Raw genomic sequence first — 16,906 nt, 5'->3', positions numbered from 1 at the left:
CCATGCGCTCCTTCCTCACCGTCGCGTGTCTCGCCCTGGCCGGCTGCGCCCATACCGCGCCGCCCGCCGGGTCCTCCACTCCCGCCGCCACGACCCCCGCGTCCATCGCCCGCGCCGTCGTCGAGGCTCCGGACCGGACCGAGGCCGATCGGGCCCTCGACGCGGGACGTCACCCCGCCGCCCTGCTCGAGTTCGTGGGCGTCCAGCCCGGCATGAAGGTCGCCGAGCTGATGGCCGGTGGCGGCTACACCACCGAGCTGCTCGCCCGCGCGGTGGGCCCCACGGGCACCGTCTACGGGCACAATCCGAAGTTCGTCCTCGAGCGCTTCGCCGAGAAGCCCTGGAGCGAGCGGCTCGCCAAACCCGTCAACCAGCGGGTGGTGCGCGTGGACCGCGAGTTCGACGAGCCCCTGCCTCCCGAAGTCACCGACCTGGACGCCGTGGTGAGCAACATCATCTACCACGACACCGTGTGGCTGAAGGCCGACCGCGCGAAGATGAACGCGGCCATCTTCCGGGCACTCGAGCCCGGCGGCGTCTACGTCGTCCTCGACTCGAGCGCGAAGCCCGGCACGGGCGTGAACGACGCGCAGACGCTGCACCGCATCGAAGAGCAGCTCGTGCGTGACGAGGTGCTCGCCGCGGGCTTCCAGCTCGCTGGCGAGAGCGATGTCTGGCGCAACCCCGAGGACGCCCGCGACTGGAACTCCAGCCCGGGCGCGGCCGGCGAGCGCCGTGGCACCAGCGATCGCTTCGCGCTGAAGTTCGTCAAGCCGCGCTGAAAGCCTCACCGGCTCGGCTGGGCGCGCTCCAACCAGAGCGCCCCCAGCCCGAGCGGCACCGCGTCGAAGGGCTCGGCGCGCACCACGTCCTCTCCCGCGTGCGTCGCGGTGAGGAGCCAGCCGGACGGCTCACGCCGGAAGACCTCCAGGGTGCGCGCGAGCGGGTCGATGAGCCACGCGTACGCCACGCCTTCGCGGTGGTAGATGGGCAGCTTGCGCATCCGGTCCACGGTGGCGGTGGAGGGCGAGAGCACCTCGCACACCCAGTCCGGCGCGAGTGTCATGAAGGGCTCCTCGGAAGACGGCAGCCGGGGCAGACGCTCGCGACGCCATCCCGCGAGGTCCGGCACGAGGATGGCCCGGCCCAGGTGAAGCTCTGGCTCGGACAGGAGCCACCACCCACCGGGCCCTCCGTTCCCGAATGCGAAGGGCGCTCCCAGCATGACACTCAGGGCGTAGGAGACATGGGCATGTCCCATGACCGGCCTCGGTGAGGCCACCAGCTCGTCCTCGACAATCTCCCCCACCCACCCGACCGGCAGCGCCTCGATGTCCTCGTAGGTCGCCGGCTTCTTCCCCTTCGCCATGCCCCGCCTCCTGGTTCTTCCAACACAGGAAGAGTGGAACCCCTTCCTGACTCCTCCAGTCTACCGGGCCATCTGACATCCCAGGTAGTGAAGAGCGGAAGAAGTCACACGATGGCGGCCAGCGGCTCCAATCCTGTCTCGAGTACCTCGCGCAGCCGCCGCAGGCCTCGCTCCAGCTGCGCGCGCGTGCGCGGCGTTCCGATGCACACCCGCACCGCCGCCGGCACCGGCCCCTGCCCCGCGGTGAACAGGTCCGCCGACGTCACCGACACCCCGTTGCGCCTCGCCTGCGCCACGAACTCCTCGCTCCTGCGCCCCTCCGGCAGCCCCAGCCACAGGTGGTACAGCGGCATCGGCGACCCGCGCAGCACCTCGCTCCCCAGCAGCGCGCGCGTCAGCTCCATCCGCTCCCGCACCTCCTGCCGCTGGCGCACCACCAGCTCGTCCGCCGTGCCGTCCTCCACCCAGCGCGCCAGCACCTCCGCCATCAGCGGCGTCGTCATCAGCGAGGCCAGCCCCACCTCCTCCGCCAGCCGCTCGCCCCGCGCCCTCGCCGGCGCCACCAGGTAGCCGATGCGCAGCCCCGGCGTCAGCAGCTTCGACACCCCGGCGATGAAGTAGCTCGCCTCCGGCAGGAACGAGGCCAGCGGCGGCGGACGCTGCTCCGGCAGCAGCCCGTACGCATCGTCCTCCAGCACCAGCACCCCGTGCTTGCGCGCCACCTCGGCGATGCGCTTGCGCCGCTCCTCCGTCAGCAGCGCCCCCGTGGGGTTGTGACACGTGGGCTGGGTGTAGAGCAGCCGCACGGTGCCGCCACGGCACGCCGCCTCGAAGGCGTCGGGCACCAGCCCCTGCGCGTCCATGGCCACCCCCTGCAGCCGCAACTGGAAGCGCCGCGCCAGCACCTTCACCCCCGGGTACGTGAGCGCCTCGGTGGCCAGCGTGTCCCCCGGCTTCGTGAGCGCCGCCAGCGCCACCTCCATGGCGTGCTGTCCGCCCGCGCACACCACCACCTGCTCCGGCTTCACCTGCAGCCCGAAGCGCGAGGCCCACGCCGCTCCCGCGACGCGGTGCGCCGTGGTGCCCGCGGCCGGCTGGTACGCCAGCAGATCCGCCAGCCGCGACGTCCGGCCCAGCTCCTCCAGCGAGCGGCGGAGCGCCTGGCTCGCCGGGTCCCCCTCGGGCGTCGCGGGCGCGTTGATGCCCAGCTCCACCGGCGAGGCGTCATCCTCCAGGTCCACCGGCTTGGGCATGTACGCGGGCACCTCGCGGTCCCTCACGAAGGTGCCGCGTCCCACCTCACCGCTCACCAGCCCGCGCTTGTCGGCCTCGGCGTAGGCGCGCGTCACCGTCCCCACGGTGACCCCCACCCGCTCCGCCAGCTCCCGGTGTGTGGGCAGCCGGGTGCCCGGGGTCAGACGCCCCGCGTCAATGTCCTCGGCGAGCGCATCCGCGATGGCCCTGTAGAGCGGCCCGCTGCGTCCCCGGAGCTCCGGCGTCCAACTTGTCATAGTGACAATCGATACACTTGACGGAATACCGCTGCCAACGTAACTGATTGTCTCGATTCTACCCGGAATTGTCACCCATGTTTCGGGAGAAGCGCGAGCCACTGGGGCATGCCCGGGCCCCGGACGGGAATCACCCCGTCCCCTCTTCACGAGGAGCCGAAGCATGTTGCCCATCGAGGTCCAGCGCTCCGCCACCCCGAAGACCCGGCCCGCCCCCGAGGGGCTCGGCTTCGGCAAGTACTTCACCGACCACATGTTCCGGATGGACTACTCGCCGGAGCGGGGCTGGCACCAGGCGCGGATCCTGCCGCACGGGCCGTTGGGGTTGGACCCGGGCGCGGCGGTGTTCCACTACGCGCAGGCGGTGTTCGACGGCTCGAAGGTGTTCCGCGGCAAGGACGGGCAGCTGCGCGCCTTCCGGGTGCTGGACCACAGCAAGCGGCTGGCGGCGAGCGCCGAGCGGCTGGCGATGCCGCCGGTGCCGCCCGAGGTGGCGCGCGAGGCCATCGAGGCGCTGGTGAAGGTGGACGCGGACTGGGTGCCGAGCGCCCCGGGCACGTCGCTGTACGTGCGGCCGGTGGTGATGGCCTCGGAGGCCTTCCTCGGGGTGCGCCCGGCGGACAAGTACATCTTCTTCATCATCCTCAGCCCGGTGGGCAGCTACTTCTCCGGCGGTGCGGAGCCGGTGCGCATCTGGGTGGAGCAGCAGCACACGCGCGCGGCGCCGGGTGGACTGGGTGGCGCGAAGGCGGCGGCCAACTACGCGGCGGGCCTGCAGGCCTCGGTGGAGGCCAAGAAGCGCGGGTACGCGCAGGTGCTGTGGCTGGACGCGCTCGAGCACCGCTACATCGAGGAGGTGGGCACGATGAACCTCTTCGTGCGCATTGGCGACGAGCTCATCACCCCGCCGCTGGACGGCACCTTCCTGCCGGGCATCACCCGCGAGAGCGTGCTGACGCTGCTGCGCGACTGGGGCACGAAGGTGAGCGAGCGCAAGCTGTCCATCGACGAGCTGCGCGAGGCGCACAAGAAGGGCGAGCTGCGCGAGGTGTTCGGCACGGGCACCGCGGCGGTCATCTCCCCGGTGGGCGCGCTGGGCTTCCAGGAGGGCCAGCTCGTCATCGGTGACGGCAAGGTGGGCGAGCTGTCGAAGCGCCTCTACGACACCGTCACGGGCATCCAGTACGGCACGCAGCCCGACCGCCACGGCTGGATGACGCTCATCAAGTAGTGCGTGATACTCCCGGGCCCGGGGCGGCGAGAGTCTCTCCGGGTCCTGCCCGAGGTACGCGGTAGAGACTCCCCTCACGAGGTCTCCCGATGGAACCGAGGAATCCCGATTACGCACGCGACGTGGAGGAGCTCTTCCGCAAGGCGGCGTTCGTCATGGACGTGGGCTACGAGCTGGTCGCCATCTCTCCCGGGCGGGTGGAGACGCGGCTGACGGTCCAGCCCCGGCACCTGCAGCAGGACGAAGTCATCCACATGGGCGTGCAGGCGACGATGGCGGACCACACCGCGGGCGCGGCGGCGGGCTCGCTGATCGCCGCGGACCAGCTGGTCCTCACCACGGGCTTCACCATGAACCTGCTCCAGGCGGCCGTGGGCGAGGAGCTGCGGTGCCGCGCCCAGGTGCTGCGCGCCGGGCGGACCCTCTCCGTCGTCGAGTCGGAGGTCCACGCCGTGGCCCGGGGCCAGGAGAAGCTCGTCTCGAAGGCCACGGTGACGCTGGCGGTACTGGCCCGGAAGCGCTGAGCCGAGGGAGGCCCGCCGGGCGCGCTCGCGAGCAACTGGTCTGACTGTCAGACCAGTTCGTGAAGAGCGCGCCCGGGAGGTGGTATGCCCGGCGGCATGAACACGGACGTGCTGCTGGAGACGCGGGGGCCCGTGGGCCTGGTGACGCTCAACCGCCCGAAGGCGCTCAACGCGCTCGACCTGGGGATGATTCGCGCGCTGCACCCGGCGCTGGCGGCCTGGGCGAAGGAGCCCTCGGTGAAGGCCGTGGTGATTCGCGGCGCTGGCGGCCGCGCGTTCTGTGCCGGCGGTGACGTGCGCGCCGTGGCCGTCTCGCTGGGCTCGCCCGCACCCGAGGGACAGGAGCCCCTCTCCCGCTCCTTCTTCCGCGAGGAGTACCGGCTCAACCACCTCATCCACCACTACCCCAAGCCGTACATCGCGCTCGTGGATGGCATCAGCATGGGCGGAGGGCTCGGGCTGTCCGTGCACGGCTCGCACCGCGTCGTCACCGAGCGGCTCGTGCTCGCCATGCCCGAGACGGCGATTGGATTGTTCCCCGACGTGGGCGGTGGGTGGTTCCTCCCGCGCTTTCCGGGCGAGGCCGGCACGTACCTCGGGCTCACGGGCACCCGGTGCAACACCGCGGATGCGATGTGGCTCGGGTATGGAACACAGCACGTGACGCACGACACGCTGGACGCAGTGGTGGACGCGCTCGCCGCCACGGATTGGAGCGTGGGGGCAGCGCGCGACGTGGCCACACGGGTGCTGTCCGGCTTCACCACCGAGCCCGGGCCTTCGCCGCTGAGCGCGCACCGCGAGACCATCGACCGGTGCTTCTCGAAGAACCGGGTGGAGGACATCCTCGCGGCGCTGGAGGCCGAGCGCACGCCGTGGGCCGAGGAGACGCGGGCCACGCTGGGGCGCATGTCGCCCTCGAGCCTGAAGGTGACGCTGCGCCAGTTGCGGCTGTGCCGGAGCAGGCCCTACGACGAGGTCGTCACCGTGGAGTACCGGCTGAGCCAGCACTGCACCGCGCTGCCGGACTTCCGCGAGGGCATCCGCGCCGTGCTCGTGGACAAGGACAACCGCCCCAGGTGGAACCCGCCCACCCTGGCCGAGGTGCGTGAAGCGGACGTGGAGGCGTGCTTCTCGCCACTCGGGGACAGGGACCTGGTCGTGCCACACTGATAGTGATGAACGACCCTCACCCCAGCCATCTCCCTGTTCAGTAGCGAAGAGCGGCATTATGGCAGTCCTCAACGCCCAGAGAGGGCAGCTAAGCCGTGCTTGAGTGCCTGCCGGGCGAGTACGCCAGCCCGCGCCTGTTTCGACTCTGTGTGAGGCCCAACTAGCCAAGAGGGTTGGCTTGATAGCAGGGCAGCATCTGCGCAAGCCGACGCTCCTACCTCTCCTTCCCTACAGCTTGACGAGAAATTGTGACTCGGGCGTTAATCGCGAGCCCTAGAAACTCACCACGGACCTACATGCTCTCCCTCATCGACCCGGGGCACATCCTCTTTCTGCTCAGCAAGGTGGCAGTCTCGGAAGATGAGCTTCAGCGCTACACGGAACTCGCTCGCTCGCTGCAGGACAGCCATCGCAACGAGGTGCTCGAGCTACTTGAGCAGCAGTATCAAGAGGGATGCAGGGACCGCCTCTTGGGCATCTGGAGCAACTTCCAGGGACGTAAGGCGGTCTTCCTCTGGAAGCTCCTCATCATGGGCGAACTCGATGGCGAAAAGGAACTGCGTGAGGCGCTCGTAGCGGCAATCCGGCGAAGTGTGGATGAGGGGTTCGCGCCTAGGGACCTTGGCACGACGTGGGTGACATTCCCCAAGAAGAAGAGGCCGAAAGCTGGCGACTCATGGGTAGAGCGCATCCGCGTGAACGATGGCCAGTTGACCCTTGAGGTTCGTATCGTCAAGCCGCACAAGTTCACCGACCCTGAGGGTCAACCTGAGAAGCGGCTCAGTAGTACCTTGGTTACCCTCGTCCTCAATGTGAACGCGCAGGTGCCACTGCTGAAATCCTTCGCTGCTGCAAGCGACAGTCGCACTGCAGTCATTACTTTCATCGGCTGGCTGACCGGCAAAGCTCTGGGCAAGAAGCGGGGGGACCATCTCGCGTACGTCGAGCCGATCACCTTCACTAAGGAGCAAATGCTGCTGCTTGAGCGGCGCCTCAGCCTAGAGAACTTCAGCATCACCGCGCCAGATAACGAGGGCAGGTACACCAGCATGACGCTCGTGTCCCGGATGGAGCTGGATCAGTACGTCCCCTTCGAAGCGGACGATGAACTCGCCCAGCGCCAGCGCAGGGGCAACGTCCACAAGGGCTTCTTCAACTTCCGCTTTGACCATGACGATGGGTACATGGAGATCGCTCAGGTGGGATTTTCGCTTCGGGGCAAGCACCAGCACTTGACTTTTCCTCGGCGCCTTAGCATCCCCGCCATGGAGAAAATCATCGAAGCGGTGTACGATCAAGCGACTGGTCGCGTGGCCGCTGCGAAACCGGCCATTGCAGCAACGAGCGGTGTCAGACGCAGCCGTTAGAGTGGGTTCATGGAAACCACGAGCTCACAGTTCGTTCCGGGCGAGATTCTGGAGCAGCTGACGCTGGGGTATCTTGAGCGGCGCTGGACTCGGTTCTACCCAAGCCAATTCACGGCTGCTCAACTCGGGACTGAGGAGCAGATCGTCAAGACGCTCATGGGACTGAGCGAAGCACAGTTCCTGATCGTTAAGGTCACCCTGTTCTGCGACGAAGGGCATGACTTCTGGCGTGGTCCGTATGAGATCCTGCCGAAGCAAGCGGGACGAACATGTCCCTATTGCGATGAGACAGCGCCTGAGGAATGCGAGAACATGGAGCTCGAGTTCGAACTCGCCCCCTCGTGGCGGGCTCAACTCGACAAGTCTCAAAAAAAAACTCCAACGTTCCGCCTTTGAAGCTCCCAGACCCCGATGTGGTGTCCCACAAGGTGGGGCAGGATGCAGCACGAATCGTTTACAATCACATCGAAAACAGGGGTACCCTCATCATGGCTTCAGAGGGAAGCGGGATGCAGGGTATCAACATAAATAATGCGGGGCCGGAGGGGTTTATGACTAACGATCCAAAGCGCGACCAAATACCTAGCGAGGGCATCAACGTCACCGCCGTAAAGAAGAGTACAGCAAAGAACATTGAGTCGGACGGAATGAGCGTTCGCGTCCACTCCGAGGATGAATCCATCGTCGAAGGTGTAAAGGGTCGATCGGTCACGGCGAGTTCTTTGAGCCACTGGCTGCCCAAGCACAAGACGAAGATCATCGTGGCCGCAATTACCACTGGTGGCTCAATAGCGGTTCTGCTGCTCAAATACTTCCTATCAAAGTAGACCACTGCTGATGTCTGGTTGACTGAAATTATGGGCCGCACGCGACGTGGCCACGCGAGTTCTGTCCGGCTTCGCCACCGAGCCAGGGCCCTCGCCGCTGAGTGAGCACCGCGAGGCCATCGACCGGTGCTTCTCGAAGGACCGGGTGGAGGACATCCTCGTGACGCTGGAGGCCGAGCGCACGCCGTGGGCCGAGGAGACGCGGGCCACGCTGGGGCGCATGTCGCCCTCGAGCCTGAAGGTGACACGGCGCCAGGTGCGGCTGTGCCGGAGCAGGCCCTACGACGAGGTCGTCACCGTGGAGTACCGGCTGAGCCAGCACTGCACCGCACTGCCGGACTTCCGCGAAGGCATCCGCGCCGTGCTCGTGGACAAGGACAACCGCCCGAAGTGGAACCCGCCCACCCTGGCCGAGGTGCGTGAAGCGGACGTGGAGGCGTGCTTCTCGCCACTCGGGGACAGGGACCTGGTGGTGTGACCGTACGGGGACGCCCGCATGAAAAGACCCTTCTTGCCCCTGTTCTCGCTCTGGCTGTCCCTCGCCGCCCTGTCGTTGTCCGGGTGCGGTACGACGTCTCCCATCTCACGCGCCTGGGTGGAAGCAACCCAGGACGACCCCCTTGCATGTGAGGACCCGGGCGCGGACCAGTGCGTCGTCCTTGCGTGCGACGGCGAGCAAGGCGAGTGCGGCATCTTCCGTTGCGAGGACGTGGACCCGGAGGCGGTGACGCGCGCGTCCCTGGCACACGGCGCGGAGTTGGCGCGGGGAGGCGCGTACTACCGCCCTCCCTTTCGCGGTCCAGGACCCACTCGCAACTGGAGGCGCACTGGACTGCGGGATGGTGTTCGACCACGGCTGACGTTCCACTTCCGCTACCGCGATGGCTACCTCCCCGCCTTCCCGAGACTCGAAGGCAAGCTGGTCAAACACCACCTCTTCCCCCAAGCGCAGGACCTCGCGGCGTGGTTCGTGCGGAATGGCATCAATCCTCACGAGTGGACGATGGTCATCCCGGAGCACGCACACCTGCGCATCCACAGGGGCGGAGGACGCGGCGGCGCGTGGAATGAGGCCTGGCGCGAGTTCCGGAATGCCAATGCCACACGCAAGGTGCCGCCGGCGGAGCTCCTGGCCAAGGCCTTCGAGCTGGCCTACCGCTTCGACATCGTCGGGCCCATCGTGCCTTACGGTCACACGCTCGTCCCACCCGGTCCCCAGATATTCGTCCCATGAGGAGCGAGCAAGGCGGAAGGACTCCATGAAGTTCTATCGGATTCGGCAAGATGAAGCGCCGCGGTACACGGGCAACTTGAACGCCGCGCACAAATGGGGGCTGCCCGGCATCGAGTTCATTTGCCCTGTCTGTAACCTCGGCGGAAAGATGACGGCGGCGCAGTATCCCTGCGTGGACTTGTCCCACCTGCCGGAGGAGGAGCAGAAGAAGCTGTCCGACCCGCAGCCCGTGCCATACGAGGAGTTCTCCCGACTGCGAGAGCTGGTGCGCCCACTGGCTCCCCCGGGTGCCGCACTGGAGTCCGGGGCGGAGTTCGGCCCGCTGACGGGAACGGCCTCCGGGTACTTCGGCCAGCTGTTCATGCAAAACCCCTGGTCTCTCTACGTGCGCCGCGAGGCGCTGGAGAAACTGCGAGCCGCCGGGGTACGCGGCCTTCACGGTTGCCCGCTCAACGTGCGCTTCCGGCAGAAGAACCATCCGGAGCTGATGGACCTGCAGCTCGAGCTACGCGGCCAGTTCCATCCCGACTGCCTGCCTCGGAATCGCGAGCCTCCGTGCCCCTCGTGTGGCCTCGACAAGGGCTACAAACTCCCGCAGCCGCCCATCCTCGCCGCCTCGTCACTGCCCGAGGATCTGGACGTATTCCGGCTGGCTGATTGGTCCACGCTCATCATCGCCAGCGAGCACCTGGTGGAGACGGTGACGCGGCTGGAGCTGGACGGGGTGGTGTTCCAGGAGCTGGAGGCTCGCTGAGCCGGGCGCGTCTATCCGTCGGTGTATGCGGTCAGCACGGCCGGGCCAGGCGTCAGCGCGAAGGCGAGGGTGCCATCACCGAGCTGCCCTTCCTCACCGAAGCCCCAGGTCCAGACGGTGCCATCCGTCTTCATCACCACGGTGTACTTCGCGGCGAAGGCCACGGTGCGAGTCCTGGGGATGACGGTCACCTGCTCGGGCGTCGTGCGGTAGTCCTCCAGGCCTCCACCGGGCACCTTGCCGCCCCAGCTCCAGAAAGTGCCGTCCGACTTCTCCGCCAGCGAGACCCCATCCCCCGGGAGGGCAATGATGCCGGTGAGTCCTGTCACCCGGACGGGGGTCGTCCGCTGGGTCGTCGTCCCGTCGCCGAGCTGGCCGTTGCCGTTCTCACCCCAGGCCCACACGGTGCCGTCCGACTTCAAGGCCAGCGAGGAGAGATCTCCGGCGGAAATGGCCACCACCGAGGTGAGCCCCTGCACCTGGACGGGTCTGGTGCGGACGGTCGTCGTCCCGTCGCCGAGCTGGCCGTTGCCGTTCTCACCCCAGGCCCACACGGTGCCATCCTTCTTCAGCGCCAATCCGAAGTATCTCCCCGCGGAGATGGCCGTCACCTCCGTGAGGCCGTCGACTCGCACGGGAGTCGGGTGGAAGGTCGTCGTCCCGTCTCCGGCCTGTCCGGAGTCGTTGTTGCCCCAGGCCCACACAGTGCCATCCGTCTTCAGCGCCAACGCATGGCGCAAGCCCGCGGAGACGGCCGCCACTCCGCTGAGATCCGTCACCTGCACGGGGGACGTCAGGAAGCTCAACGACGGCCCGTTGTGGATATCGAGACCCCAGGCCCAGACGTTCCCGTCCGACTTCACCGCCAGCGAGAAATCATCTCCTGCTCGGGTGGCCACGACTCCGCCGAGTCCCGCCACCTGCACGGGCCTGGCGCGAGTGGTGGTCGTCCCGTCGCCTAGCTGAGCGAATCTGTTGGCGCCCCAGCCCCAGACGGTGCCGTCCGTCTTCAGTGCCAATACGTAGGAGTTCGACGCGGAGAGGGCCTGCACCCCCGAGAGGTCGGAGACCCGCACGGGCGTGACACTGCCGATCGGCCTCCCATTCCCGAGTTGGCCATACAGGTTGTCGCCCCATCCCCAGACGGTCCCGTCCCTCTTCATCGCCAGGGAGGACCCATACCCGGCGGCCACGGCCAGCGCCCCGGTGAGCCCATGCACCTGGACAGGGGTCTTCCGCTCGGTATTCGTCCCGTCACCGAGCGCCAGGTGTTGAGGGAGAAGCCCGCGGCGCTGCTTCCGGTGCTCTCGCTCACGGGAAGGACGAGGCTGAGGCCCGCCAGGGCGCCCTGTGAGTCCGTCACCGTGAGCGTGAGGGTGGCGCGGCCCGTGTCCGGTGGCGCCGTCCAGGTGGTGGAGCCGCTCGAAGTGGAGGAGAAGGAGCCCGCCGAGGCCGTCCAGGCATAGGTGAGGGTGTCGCCCGGATTGGCATCCCAGGCCGTAGCCGCCAGGGAGAGCGTGCCTCCCGGAGCCACGGAGCCGGGACCGGCCACGAGCGACGTGAGGACAGGGGCCACGTTCACCGGGGGCTCCGGGGGACTCATCTCGCGAAGGGAGAGGGAGACCACGGTGACCTGCTCGTCGGCGAGCGTGATGCCCGTGGCCTCTCCGACCTGGAGCCGGGTGCCCGCGGAATCGAAGGCCTCCGCCGAGAAGGTATGGACGGCACCGGTGGGCAGCTCCGCGACGACACCGGTCCACTGACCGCCCCTGCGGCCGAGGTTCACGGTGCGCGAGTCATTGCCCGGTGCGCTCACCGTCAGCGACACCCGGGCGACACTGCTCGGCGAGGCCAGGCTCGCCTGGACCGTCCCCCATACCTGCACCGAACCGGTGGACTTCTTGGGAGCACAGCCCGTCGCGATCATCCACAGCCCGGCCAGCAGGCCGAACAAGAGCACCTTCGTCCTGGAGCGCATGAATCCCTCTCTCCGAGGTCATCCGTCAGCGGGGTGGATTCTATCGGCATTCCAGAGCCGGGGCTGGAAAGGAAGTCATCCGCGGGCTGGGAACGAGCAGTGCGGATGCGCCTCCGTCCGAGCGGCGGACGGGCACGAAAACCACGTGTCGGCTCTCTCCCTCACAAAATCAGGGAGGTTGTCCGCCTTCATTGGGGAGTGATTTCCCCTGGAGGTGTCACATGATGAAGAGGGCTTGGACCTGGGTAGGGCTGACTGCTTTGCTGGCCACCCTGGGCGGATGCAGCCATGTGGAGAAGGTCAACGACAAGCTCGAGGGAATCGCCGACGGATTGAGCGACGTCACGACCGGTGTGAAGGAGATCAACGGCACATTCCAGGGCAAAGTGTTCACGGAAGAGGAGACGCCCGCGACGGAAGAGCAGCCAGCGGAGCAACCCCTCCCAGAACCCACTGACTCGTTGAAGGAGTGGGTGAAACCCGAAGAGGTTCCCCCGGTGGAAGACACCGTCGGTCCCCAAAGCAAGGCGCCATCGAACACCTATTCCCGTGAGTGGTACGTGAGCCCCTCGGGCTCGGACAGCGCGGCGGGTTCACGCGACGCGCCCTTTCGGACCATCAGCCGGGCCGTCAAGGCCGTGAGCCCCGGAGAGCTCATCCGGGTCCAGGCGGGCGAGTACGCGGAGAGCGTCGTCATCGATGGCAACGTCCGGGCGGGAACGGCGAAGGCTCCCATCCTCCTGAAGGGCGAGCGCATGCCGAGACTCGTCCCGGGCAAGGCCTCCGGAGCGCTGGTGCAGGTCCGCAAACCCCACTGGCGCATCGAGGGCTTCGAGGTGGATGTCCGGAGACAACCCCGCTTCGCCGTCCTCTTCGCGGGCAACACCGAGGGCTCCTCCCTGGCCCACTCCCACCTGCACGACGGGAAGCTCGGGGGCGGGGTCACCACCCATGGAGGCGCGCGAGGGGTGACCATCGAGCGCAACCACATCCATGGCTTCCGCAGGGACCCGGACGACTCCCATGGCGTGGTCGTCCAGGCCACCTCCCGCGACATCGTCATCCGGGACAATGACATCCATGGCAACTCGGGCGACTCGGTGCAGTGCCTCAAGCCGGACAATGCCAGCCAGGAGCCCGCCCGGGGCGTGCTCATCGAACGCAACCACCTCCATGAGAACGGCGAGAACGCCGTGGACATCAAGACCTGCCGCGACGTGGTCATCCGCGGCAACCGCATGCACGGCTTCAAGCTGTCAAAGACATCCAAAGGCGAGGCGGTCGTCGTGCACTACTCCGCCAGCGACGTGCGCATCGAGGACAACGACATCGCCCAGGCGGGCCGGGGCATCTCGATCGGAGGCGTCAAGGAGGGCCCCAATCCCCTCAACGTGATGGTGCGCGGCAACCGCATCCGTGACATCGCCTCGGACGGACACGGCACCGGCATCCGCGTCGAGAACGCCCGGAAGGTCCAGCTCCTCCAAAACGTCATCGAGAACACGGACAGCTACGGGGTGATGGTGGGAGTGGGTGCCAACAAAGACCCCAGCGAGGATCTGATCGTCAGGAACAACGACATCCGCACGGGCATGCTCGTCCGCGTGGGCCCCAAGCGCCCCCGGCTCGACATGGATGACAACCGCTACCGCGCGGGAGGCCTGCTCAAGGCCGATCAGCGCGTGGAGACCCGGGACCTGACCCGGTGGAAGCAGGCGACGGGGTTGGACCAGAAGAGCGCCTATCAGTAACGGGAAGGCGCAGCACGGCCTCGAGCCGCTCCACCAGCTCGGTCCACCGCGCCGGACCGGCGGGCCCACCCCGATAGCGCGCCTCGCGGTAGTGCGCGAGGAACTCGGCCGCCACGTCCGCCACCGCGTCCCCTCGCGCCGCGCGCAGCCGCGACAGCAGCTCGTCGTCCGTCTCCGAGGGCGCTGGCACCAGGCCCGCCCTCCGCTTCAGCGTCCTCAGGTAGCGCGCGTAGGCCGCCGCGAGCTTCGCGTCCCGGGTGTCCAGGGCTCCGCGCCCCGCCTTCACCCGGCCGCCCGTCCGCCGTCCCCGCCACCACCGCCACAGCGCCCCCGCCGTGAGGAGCGCCCAGAACACCGGCGAGCTTCCCACCGCGCGAAGCTGGTCCATCGGGTGGTAGCGCAGCGCCGCACCCAGCTTCCGGAAGAACGTCCCCACCGCGCCCACGACATTCCCGAGCAACCCCGGTGGCCCCTGCGTCAGCCCGAGCGCCTCGTCCCGGCTGCGCCACGGCGTCGGGTCGAAGGCCACGAAGCGCCCCTCGTCCGCGAGGTACACCTCCACCCAGGCGTGCGCATCCCGCTCACGCACCAGCGTGGCCCCGGTGAGCGTGTTGCGCTCCTCGGGCGCGAAGCCCCCCACCACCCGCGTCGGCACGCCCTGGGTGCGCAGCAGCGCCGCCATCGCGCTCGCGAAGTACGTGCAGTACGCCGCCCGCTTCTCCCGCACCAGCACCGCCAGCGGGCTGCCCTCTCCCTTCAGGTTCACGTCCAGCGAGTACTCGAAATGGTGGTGGAAGTACGTCTCCAAGGCCTCCGCCTTCTCGCGCGCCGTGAGCGCCTTCCCGGTGAGCGCCTCCGCCAGCGGGCGCAGCTCCGCCTTCAGCTCCTCCGGAAGCGTGGTGAGCGACTCCCCCGGCGCGGCCTCCGGCGGCAGGCGCTCCTCCGGGCTCGCGTGCAGCACGAGCGCGGTTCCCTCCAGTCCCTCCCCCTTCATCACCCAGCCGCCCTGGACCTCGGGCCGGGCGCCATCCACCCCGCGCATCCCCGCGGGTGCCGGCAACCACGCCCCCAGGGGCGCCAGCACCGTCAGCGCCAACAACCGCTCCTCCCCCGCCCCGCCCGAGGGCAGCGTCAGCCGCTCCTTCGCCAGCGCCGCCGAGGTCGTCCACCGCTCGCCATCGAACGCGTCGAACACCCGCATGCGCAACCGCTCGGGCCTCGCGCCGGACACCACCAGCAGCGCCCGCTCGGAGCCTCGGGGGATGCGGGAGATGGAGCGGATGTCCACCTGCGACTGGAACTCCGCGCCGCCCCCGGAGCCCGTGCCGCTCGTCATCCGGTACACCGCGTCCATCAACAGGCCCTCGCTGGCCGCCACCGTGCGCGCCAGCAACAGCGCCAGCCCCACCAGCAGCACGGTGAAGACGCCGAAGCCCACCGCGCCCCGGAGACCCGTGCGGAGGAAACCGCCCTCGACGAAGGCGACCAGCAGCACGCTCAGCACCACCGCGCCCAGCACCCACGCCATGCCCGGAAGGGCTCGCACCCGCATGCTGAGCGCCACCAAGAGGCACGCGTACGTCCAGGCGTAGTAGCGGTTGCGGCCCAGCCCGCACAGCACGCACAGCCCCACCAGGGCCCCGCACACCGGACCGAAGATGGAGGGCGGGAAGGGTGCCGTCGGCGGCACGCTCACCCCGAGCATCACCACGCCCACCGCGAAGCCCAGGGCGCCGGCGAGCAGCAGGCGCGCCGGGGTGTAGTCGAGCCGCACGCCCGCCAGCACCGCCCACAGCATTACCACCATCGCGGGCGCGCACACGAGCCACCGGCCGTGTGCCACCGCGTGCAGCACGAGCGCCGCGAACACCGGCAGCAGCTCGATGAGCCGCGCACCCCGGGAGATGTGACCGTGAGGCTCACTCATGACAGCTCCACCACCTCTTCGGGGGCCAGTCCCACGGGCTTGCGGTCCGGCCTCACCGAGAGCACCCGCACCGCCACCCCGTGCGCCTTGAGCTTCTCCACCAGCGCCGCGCGCGAGGGCTCCCAGTCCATCACCACGAAGATGACGGCGGACAGCTGGCTGGACTCGGGCAGCAGCGCCGCCTCCAGCGCCTCCATGTCCAGCTGGTCCCCCGGCTCCAGCGCGGCGAGGATTTCCAGGATGTGCTCGAAGTGCGCCAGCGCGCGGCCCGCCTGGAAGTGGAACACCTGGGGCCCGGCGGCGAACAGGTCGATGATGTACTCCTGCCGCGCGAGCACGTCCGCCATGCCCGCCGCCAGCGAGAGCGCCTGCTCCAGCAGCACGTCCTCCTTCGCCGAGCGCGACTGCACGTCGAGCACCAGGGCCAGCCGGACGAAGAACTCCTCCTGGAACTCCTTCACCACCAGCCGGCCGGTGCGCGCGAAGGAGGGCCAGTGGATGTCCCGCGTGCGGTCCCCCTCGTGCCAGTCACGGGTGCCGAAGAACTCGGTGGAGTCGCCCACCTGCGAGGCCACGGCGATGCCGCCGGGCTGGTAGTTGCGCCCGTGCGGCACCTCGAGCGACTCGAGCGGGGTGAAGCGCGGGTACACGAGCAGCCGGTCCTTCGCGGACGAGCGCCTCGGCCACTTCACCAGCGCCGAGGGGAAGAGACTCGCGGCCTGGAGCGCGCCCACCTGGTAGACGCCCCGGGTGGAGCAGCGCAGGCGCAGGGTGACCTCTGCGCGCTCACCGGGCGCGAGCGAGTCGATGACGGGGGGCTCGCCCACGGCGCGCAGCTCGGGGGGCAGGTCTCGCTCCTCCACGGCGATGTGGCGCACGGTGCGCCGGCCGGTGTTCTCCACGCGCACGCGGTAGGTGAGCGTGTCACCCGCGGAGACGGGAGGCGGGAGCAGGCGCGTGAGGGAGACGCGGGGCCGGAAGGGCGCGCCCACCACGGCGGCGGCCACCAGCGCGGAGACGGAGAAGGAGAAGAAGAGGATGAGCGGCGTGACGAGCCCGCCGAGCAGCAGCAACGCCGCGGCCAGCGCCGCCCACAGCACCACGCGTCCCACGGGAGTGAGCAGGCCGTTGTACCGGTCCTGGAGGAAGCGGATGAACCCATGCTCCTCGGCCGGCATGAAGAAGGACCAGCGGTGACGTCGGGCCATGCGCGGCGTTTTCCTCGAGAACCAGGAAGAGGTGGGCGGACAGAGGTCGGCT

The 16,906-nt window shown here is 68.6% G+C and carries 17 protein-coding genes; 11 read left to right on the top strand and 6 right to left on the bottom strand.

The genetic code is table 11. The annotated features are described in order from the left end of the window. Positions 1 to 2: 2 nt before the first annotated feature. Entirely contained in the window at positions 3 to 782 is a 780-nt protein-coding gene (locus tag JRI60_RS01595) for a class I SAM-dependent methyltransferase (RefSeq protein ID WP_204224033.1), read from the top strand. A 5-nt stretch (positions 783 to 787) separates the two neighbouring features. Here the strand turns inward: JRI60_RS01595 and JRI60_RS01590 are convergent, their stop codons facing one another. Together JRI60_RS01590 and JRI60_RS01585 are read right to left on the bottom strand one after the other, a co-directional pair. Further along, a complete protein-coding gene (locus JRI60_RS01590; protein WP_204224032.1) occupies positions 788 to 1,369 on the bottom strand; it encodes a Uma2 family endonuclease in 582 nt (193 codons plus the stop codon). Between the two features lie 104 nt (positions 1,370 to 1,473). After that, the gene (locus JRI60_RS01585) at positions 1,474 to 2,880 is read right to left on the bottom strand and encodes a PLP-dependent aminotransferase family protein (RefSeq protein ID WP_204224031.1); all 1,407 of its coding nucleotides are present in this window, start codon (positions 2,878 to 2,880) and stop codon (positions 1,474 to 1,476) included. A gap of 163 nt (positions 2,881 to 3,043) precedes the next feature. Between JRI60_RS01585 and JRI60_RS01580 the strand changes: the two genes are divergently transcribed. From JRI60_RS01580 to sitI6, 9 genes are all read left to right on the top strand, one after another. Next, positions 3,044 to 4,111, top strand: a complete 1,068-nt coding sequence (locus tag JRI60_RS01580; RefSeq protein WP_204224030.1) for a branched-chain amino acid aminotransferase — start codon at positions 3,044 to 3,046, stop codon at positions 4,109 to 4,111. 89 nt (positions 4,112 to 4,200) lie between these two features. After that, a complete protein-coding gene (locus tag JRI60_RS01575; RefSeq protein WP_204224029.1) occupies positions 4,201 to 4,635 on the top strand; it encodes a PaaI family thioesterase in 435 nt (144 codons plus the stop codon). 96 nt (positions 4,636 to 4,731) lie between these two features. Further along, positions 4,732 to 5,808 carry an enoyl-CoA hydratase/isomerase family protein gene (locus tag JRI60_RS01570; RefSeq protein ID WP_204228688.1) on the top strand — a complete coding sequence of 359 codons (1,077 nt, stop codon included), beginning with the start codon at positions 4,732 to 4,734 and terminating at the stop codon, positions 5,806 to 5,808. A gap of 296 nt (positions 5,809 to 6,104) precedes the next feature. Then, a complete protein-coding gene (locus tag JRI60_RS01565) occupies positions 6,105 to 7,175 on the top strand; it encodes a hypothetical protein (RefSeq protein WP_204224028.1) in 1,071 nt (356 codons plus the stop codon). A gap of 9 nt (positions 7,176 to 7,184) precedes the next feature. Then, positions 7,185 to 7,571: a hypothetical protein gene (locus JRI60_RS01560; protein ID WP_204224027.1), complete on the top strand. Its 387-nt coding sequence runs from the start codon at positions 7,185 to 7,187 to the stop codon at positions 7,569 to 7,571. Then, complete coding sequence (locus JRI60_RS01555; RefSeq protein WP_204224026.1) at positions 7,568 to 8,002, top strand: hypothetical protein; 435 nt, start codon at positions 7,568 to 7,570, stop codon at positions 8,000 to 8,002. Before JRI60_RS01560 ends, JRI60_RS01555 begins: the two co-directional genes overlap by 4 nt. 46 nt (positions 8,003 to 8,048) lie before the next feature. Further along, positions 8,049 to 8,480: an enoyl-CoA hydratase/isomerase family protein gene (locus tag JRI60_RS01550; protein ID WP_239470285.1), complete on the top strand. Its 432-nt coding sequence runs from the start codon at positions 8,049 to 8,051 to the stop codon at positions 8,478 to 8,480. An 18-nt stretch (positions 8,481 to 8,498) separates the two neighbouring features. Continuing rightward, positions 8,499 to 9,236: a SitA6 family polymorphic toxin lipoprotein gene (sitA6, locus tag JRI60_RS01545; RefSeq protein ID WP_204224025.1), complete on the top strand. Its 738-nt coding sequence runs from the start codon at positions 8,499 to 8,501 to the stop codon at positions 9,234 to 9,236. Positions 9,237 to 9,261: 25 nt separating this feature from the next. Then, positions 9,262 to 9,990 carry a SitI6 family double-CXXCG motif immunity protein gene (gene sitI6 / locus JRI60_RS01540; RefSeq protein WP_204224024.1) on the top strand — a complete coding sequence of 243 codons (729 nt, stop codon included), beginning with the start codon at positions 9,262 to 9,264 and terminating at the stop codon, positions 9,988 to 9,990. Between the two features lie 11 nt (positions 9,991 to 10,001). Here the strand turns inward: sitI6 and JRI60_RS01535 are convergent, their stop codons facing one another. Next, the gene (locus JRI60_RS01535; RefSeq protein ID WP_204224023.1) at positions 10,002 to 11,210 is read right to left on the bottom strand and encodes an RCC1 domain-containing protein; all 1,209 of its coding nucleotides are present in this window, start codon (positions 11,208 to 11,210) and stop codon (positions 10,002 to 10,004) included. After that, a complete protein-coding gene (locus JRI60_RS01530) occupies positions 11,150 to 11,968 on the bottom strand; it encodes an Ig-like domain-containing protein (RefSeq protein WP_204224022.1) in 819 nt (272 codons plus the stop codon). The genes JRI60_RS01535 and JRI60_RS01530 overlap by 61 nt, the downstream gene beginning before the upstream one ends. 221 nt (positions 11,969 to 12,189) lie before the next feature. Between JRI60_RS01530 and JRI60_RS01525 the strand changes: the two genes are divergently transcribed. Then, positions 12,190 to 13,719 (top strand): right-handed parallel beta-helix repeat-containing protein, encoded by a 1,530-nt coding sequence (locus tag JRI60_RS01525; protein WP_204224021.1) that lies wholly within the window; start codon positions 12,190 to 12,192, stop codon positions 13,717 to 13,719. Here the strand turns inward: JRI60_RS01525 and JRI60_RS01520 are convergent. Together JRI60_RS01520 and JRI60_RS01515 are read right to left on the bottom strand one after the other, a co-directional pair. Then, on the bottom strand, positions 13,634 to 15,646 hold the full coding sequence (locus JRI60_RS01520) for a transglutaminase TgpA family protein (protein WP_204224020.1): 2,013 nt from the start codon (positions 15,644 to 15,646) through the stop codon (positions 13,634 to 13,636). The genes JRI60_RS01525 and JRI60_RS01520 overlap by 86 nt on opposite strands. Beyond that, positions 15,643 to 16,854, bottom strand: coding sequence for a DUF58 domain-containing protein (locus JRI60_RS01515; RefSeq protein ID WP_204224019.1), 1,212 nt, complete (start codon positions 16,852 to 16,854; stop codon positions 15,643 to 15,645). Before JRI60_RS01515 ends, JRI60_RS01520 begins: the two co-directional genes overlap by 4 nt. Positions 16,855 to 16,906 lie beyond the last annotated feature (52 nt).

The organism is Archangium violaceum (genome assembly GCF_016887565.1).
Classification (GTDB): domain Bacteria; phylum Myxococcota; class Myxococcia; order Myxococcales; family Myxococcaceae; genus Archangium; species Archangium violaceum_B.
The sequence above is the reverse complement of the archived record's forward strand: the minus strand, read 5'-3'. Positions and strand labels throughout refer to the sequence as shown.

Excerpts from the sequence above, each read along its gene's own strand:
- JRI60_RS01595 (WP_204224033.1), top strand. The coding sequence starts at position 3 with ATGCGCTCCTTCCTCACCGTCGCGTGTCTCGCCCTGGCCGGCTGCGCC.
- JRI60_RS01590 (WP_204224032.1), bottom strand. The coding sequence starts at position 1,369 with ATGGCGAAGGGGAAGAAGCCGGCGACCTACGAGGACATCGAGGCGCTG.
- JRI60_RS01585 (WP_204224031.1), bottom strand. The coding sequence starts at position 2,880 with ATGACAAGTTGGACGCCGGAGCTCCGGGGACGCAGCGGGCCGCTCTAC.
- JRI60_RS01580 (WP_204224030.1), top strand. The coding sequence starts at position 3,044 with ATGTTGCCCATCGAGGTCCAGCGCTCCGCCACCCCGAAGACCCGGCCC.
- JRI60_RS01575 (WP_204224029.1), top strand. The coding sequence starts at position 4,201 with ATGGAACCGAGGAATCCCGATTACGCACGCGACGTGGAGGAGCTCTTC.
- JRI60_RS01570 (WP_204228688.1), top strand. The coding sequence starts at position 4,732 with ATGAACACGGACGTGCTGCTGGAGACGCGGGGGCCCGTGGGCCTGGTG.
- JRI60_RS01565 (WP_204224028.1), top strand. The coding sequence starts at position 6,105 with ATGCTCTCCCTCATCGACCCGGGGCACATCCTCTTTCTGCTCAGCAAG.
- JRI60_RS01560 (WP_204224027.1), top strand. The coding sequence starts at position 7,185 with ATGGAAACCACGAGCTCACAGTTCGTTCCGGGCGAGATTCTGGAGCAG.
- sitA6 (WP_204224025.1), top strand. The coding sequence starts at position 8,499 with ATGAAAAGACCCTTCTTGCCCCTGTTCTCGCTCTGGCTGTCCCTCGCC.
- sitI6 (WP_204224024.1), top strand. The coding sequence starts at position 9,262 with ATGAAGTTCTATCGGATTCGGCAAGATGAAGCGCCGCGGTACACGGGC.
- JRI60_RS01530 (WP_204224022.1), bottom strand. The coding sequence starts at position 11,968 with ATGCGCTCCAGGACGAAGGTGCTCTTGTTCGGCCTGCTGGCCGGGCTG.
- JRI60_RS01525 (WP_204224021.1), top strand. The coding sequence starts at position 12,190 with ATGATGAAGAGGGCTTGGACCTGGGTAGGGCTGACTGCTTTGCTGGCC.
- JRI60_RS01520 (WP_204224020.1), bottom strand. The coding sequence starts at position 15,646 with ATGAGTGAGCCTCACGGTCACATCTCCCGGGGTGCGCGGCTCATCGAG.
- JRI60_RS01515 (WP_204224019.1), bottom strand. The coding sequence starts at position 16,854 with ATGGCCCGACGTCACCGCTGGTCCTTCTTCATGCCGGCCGAGGAGCAT.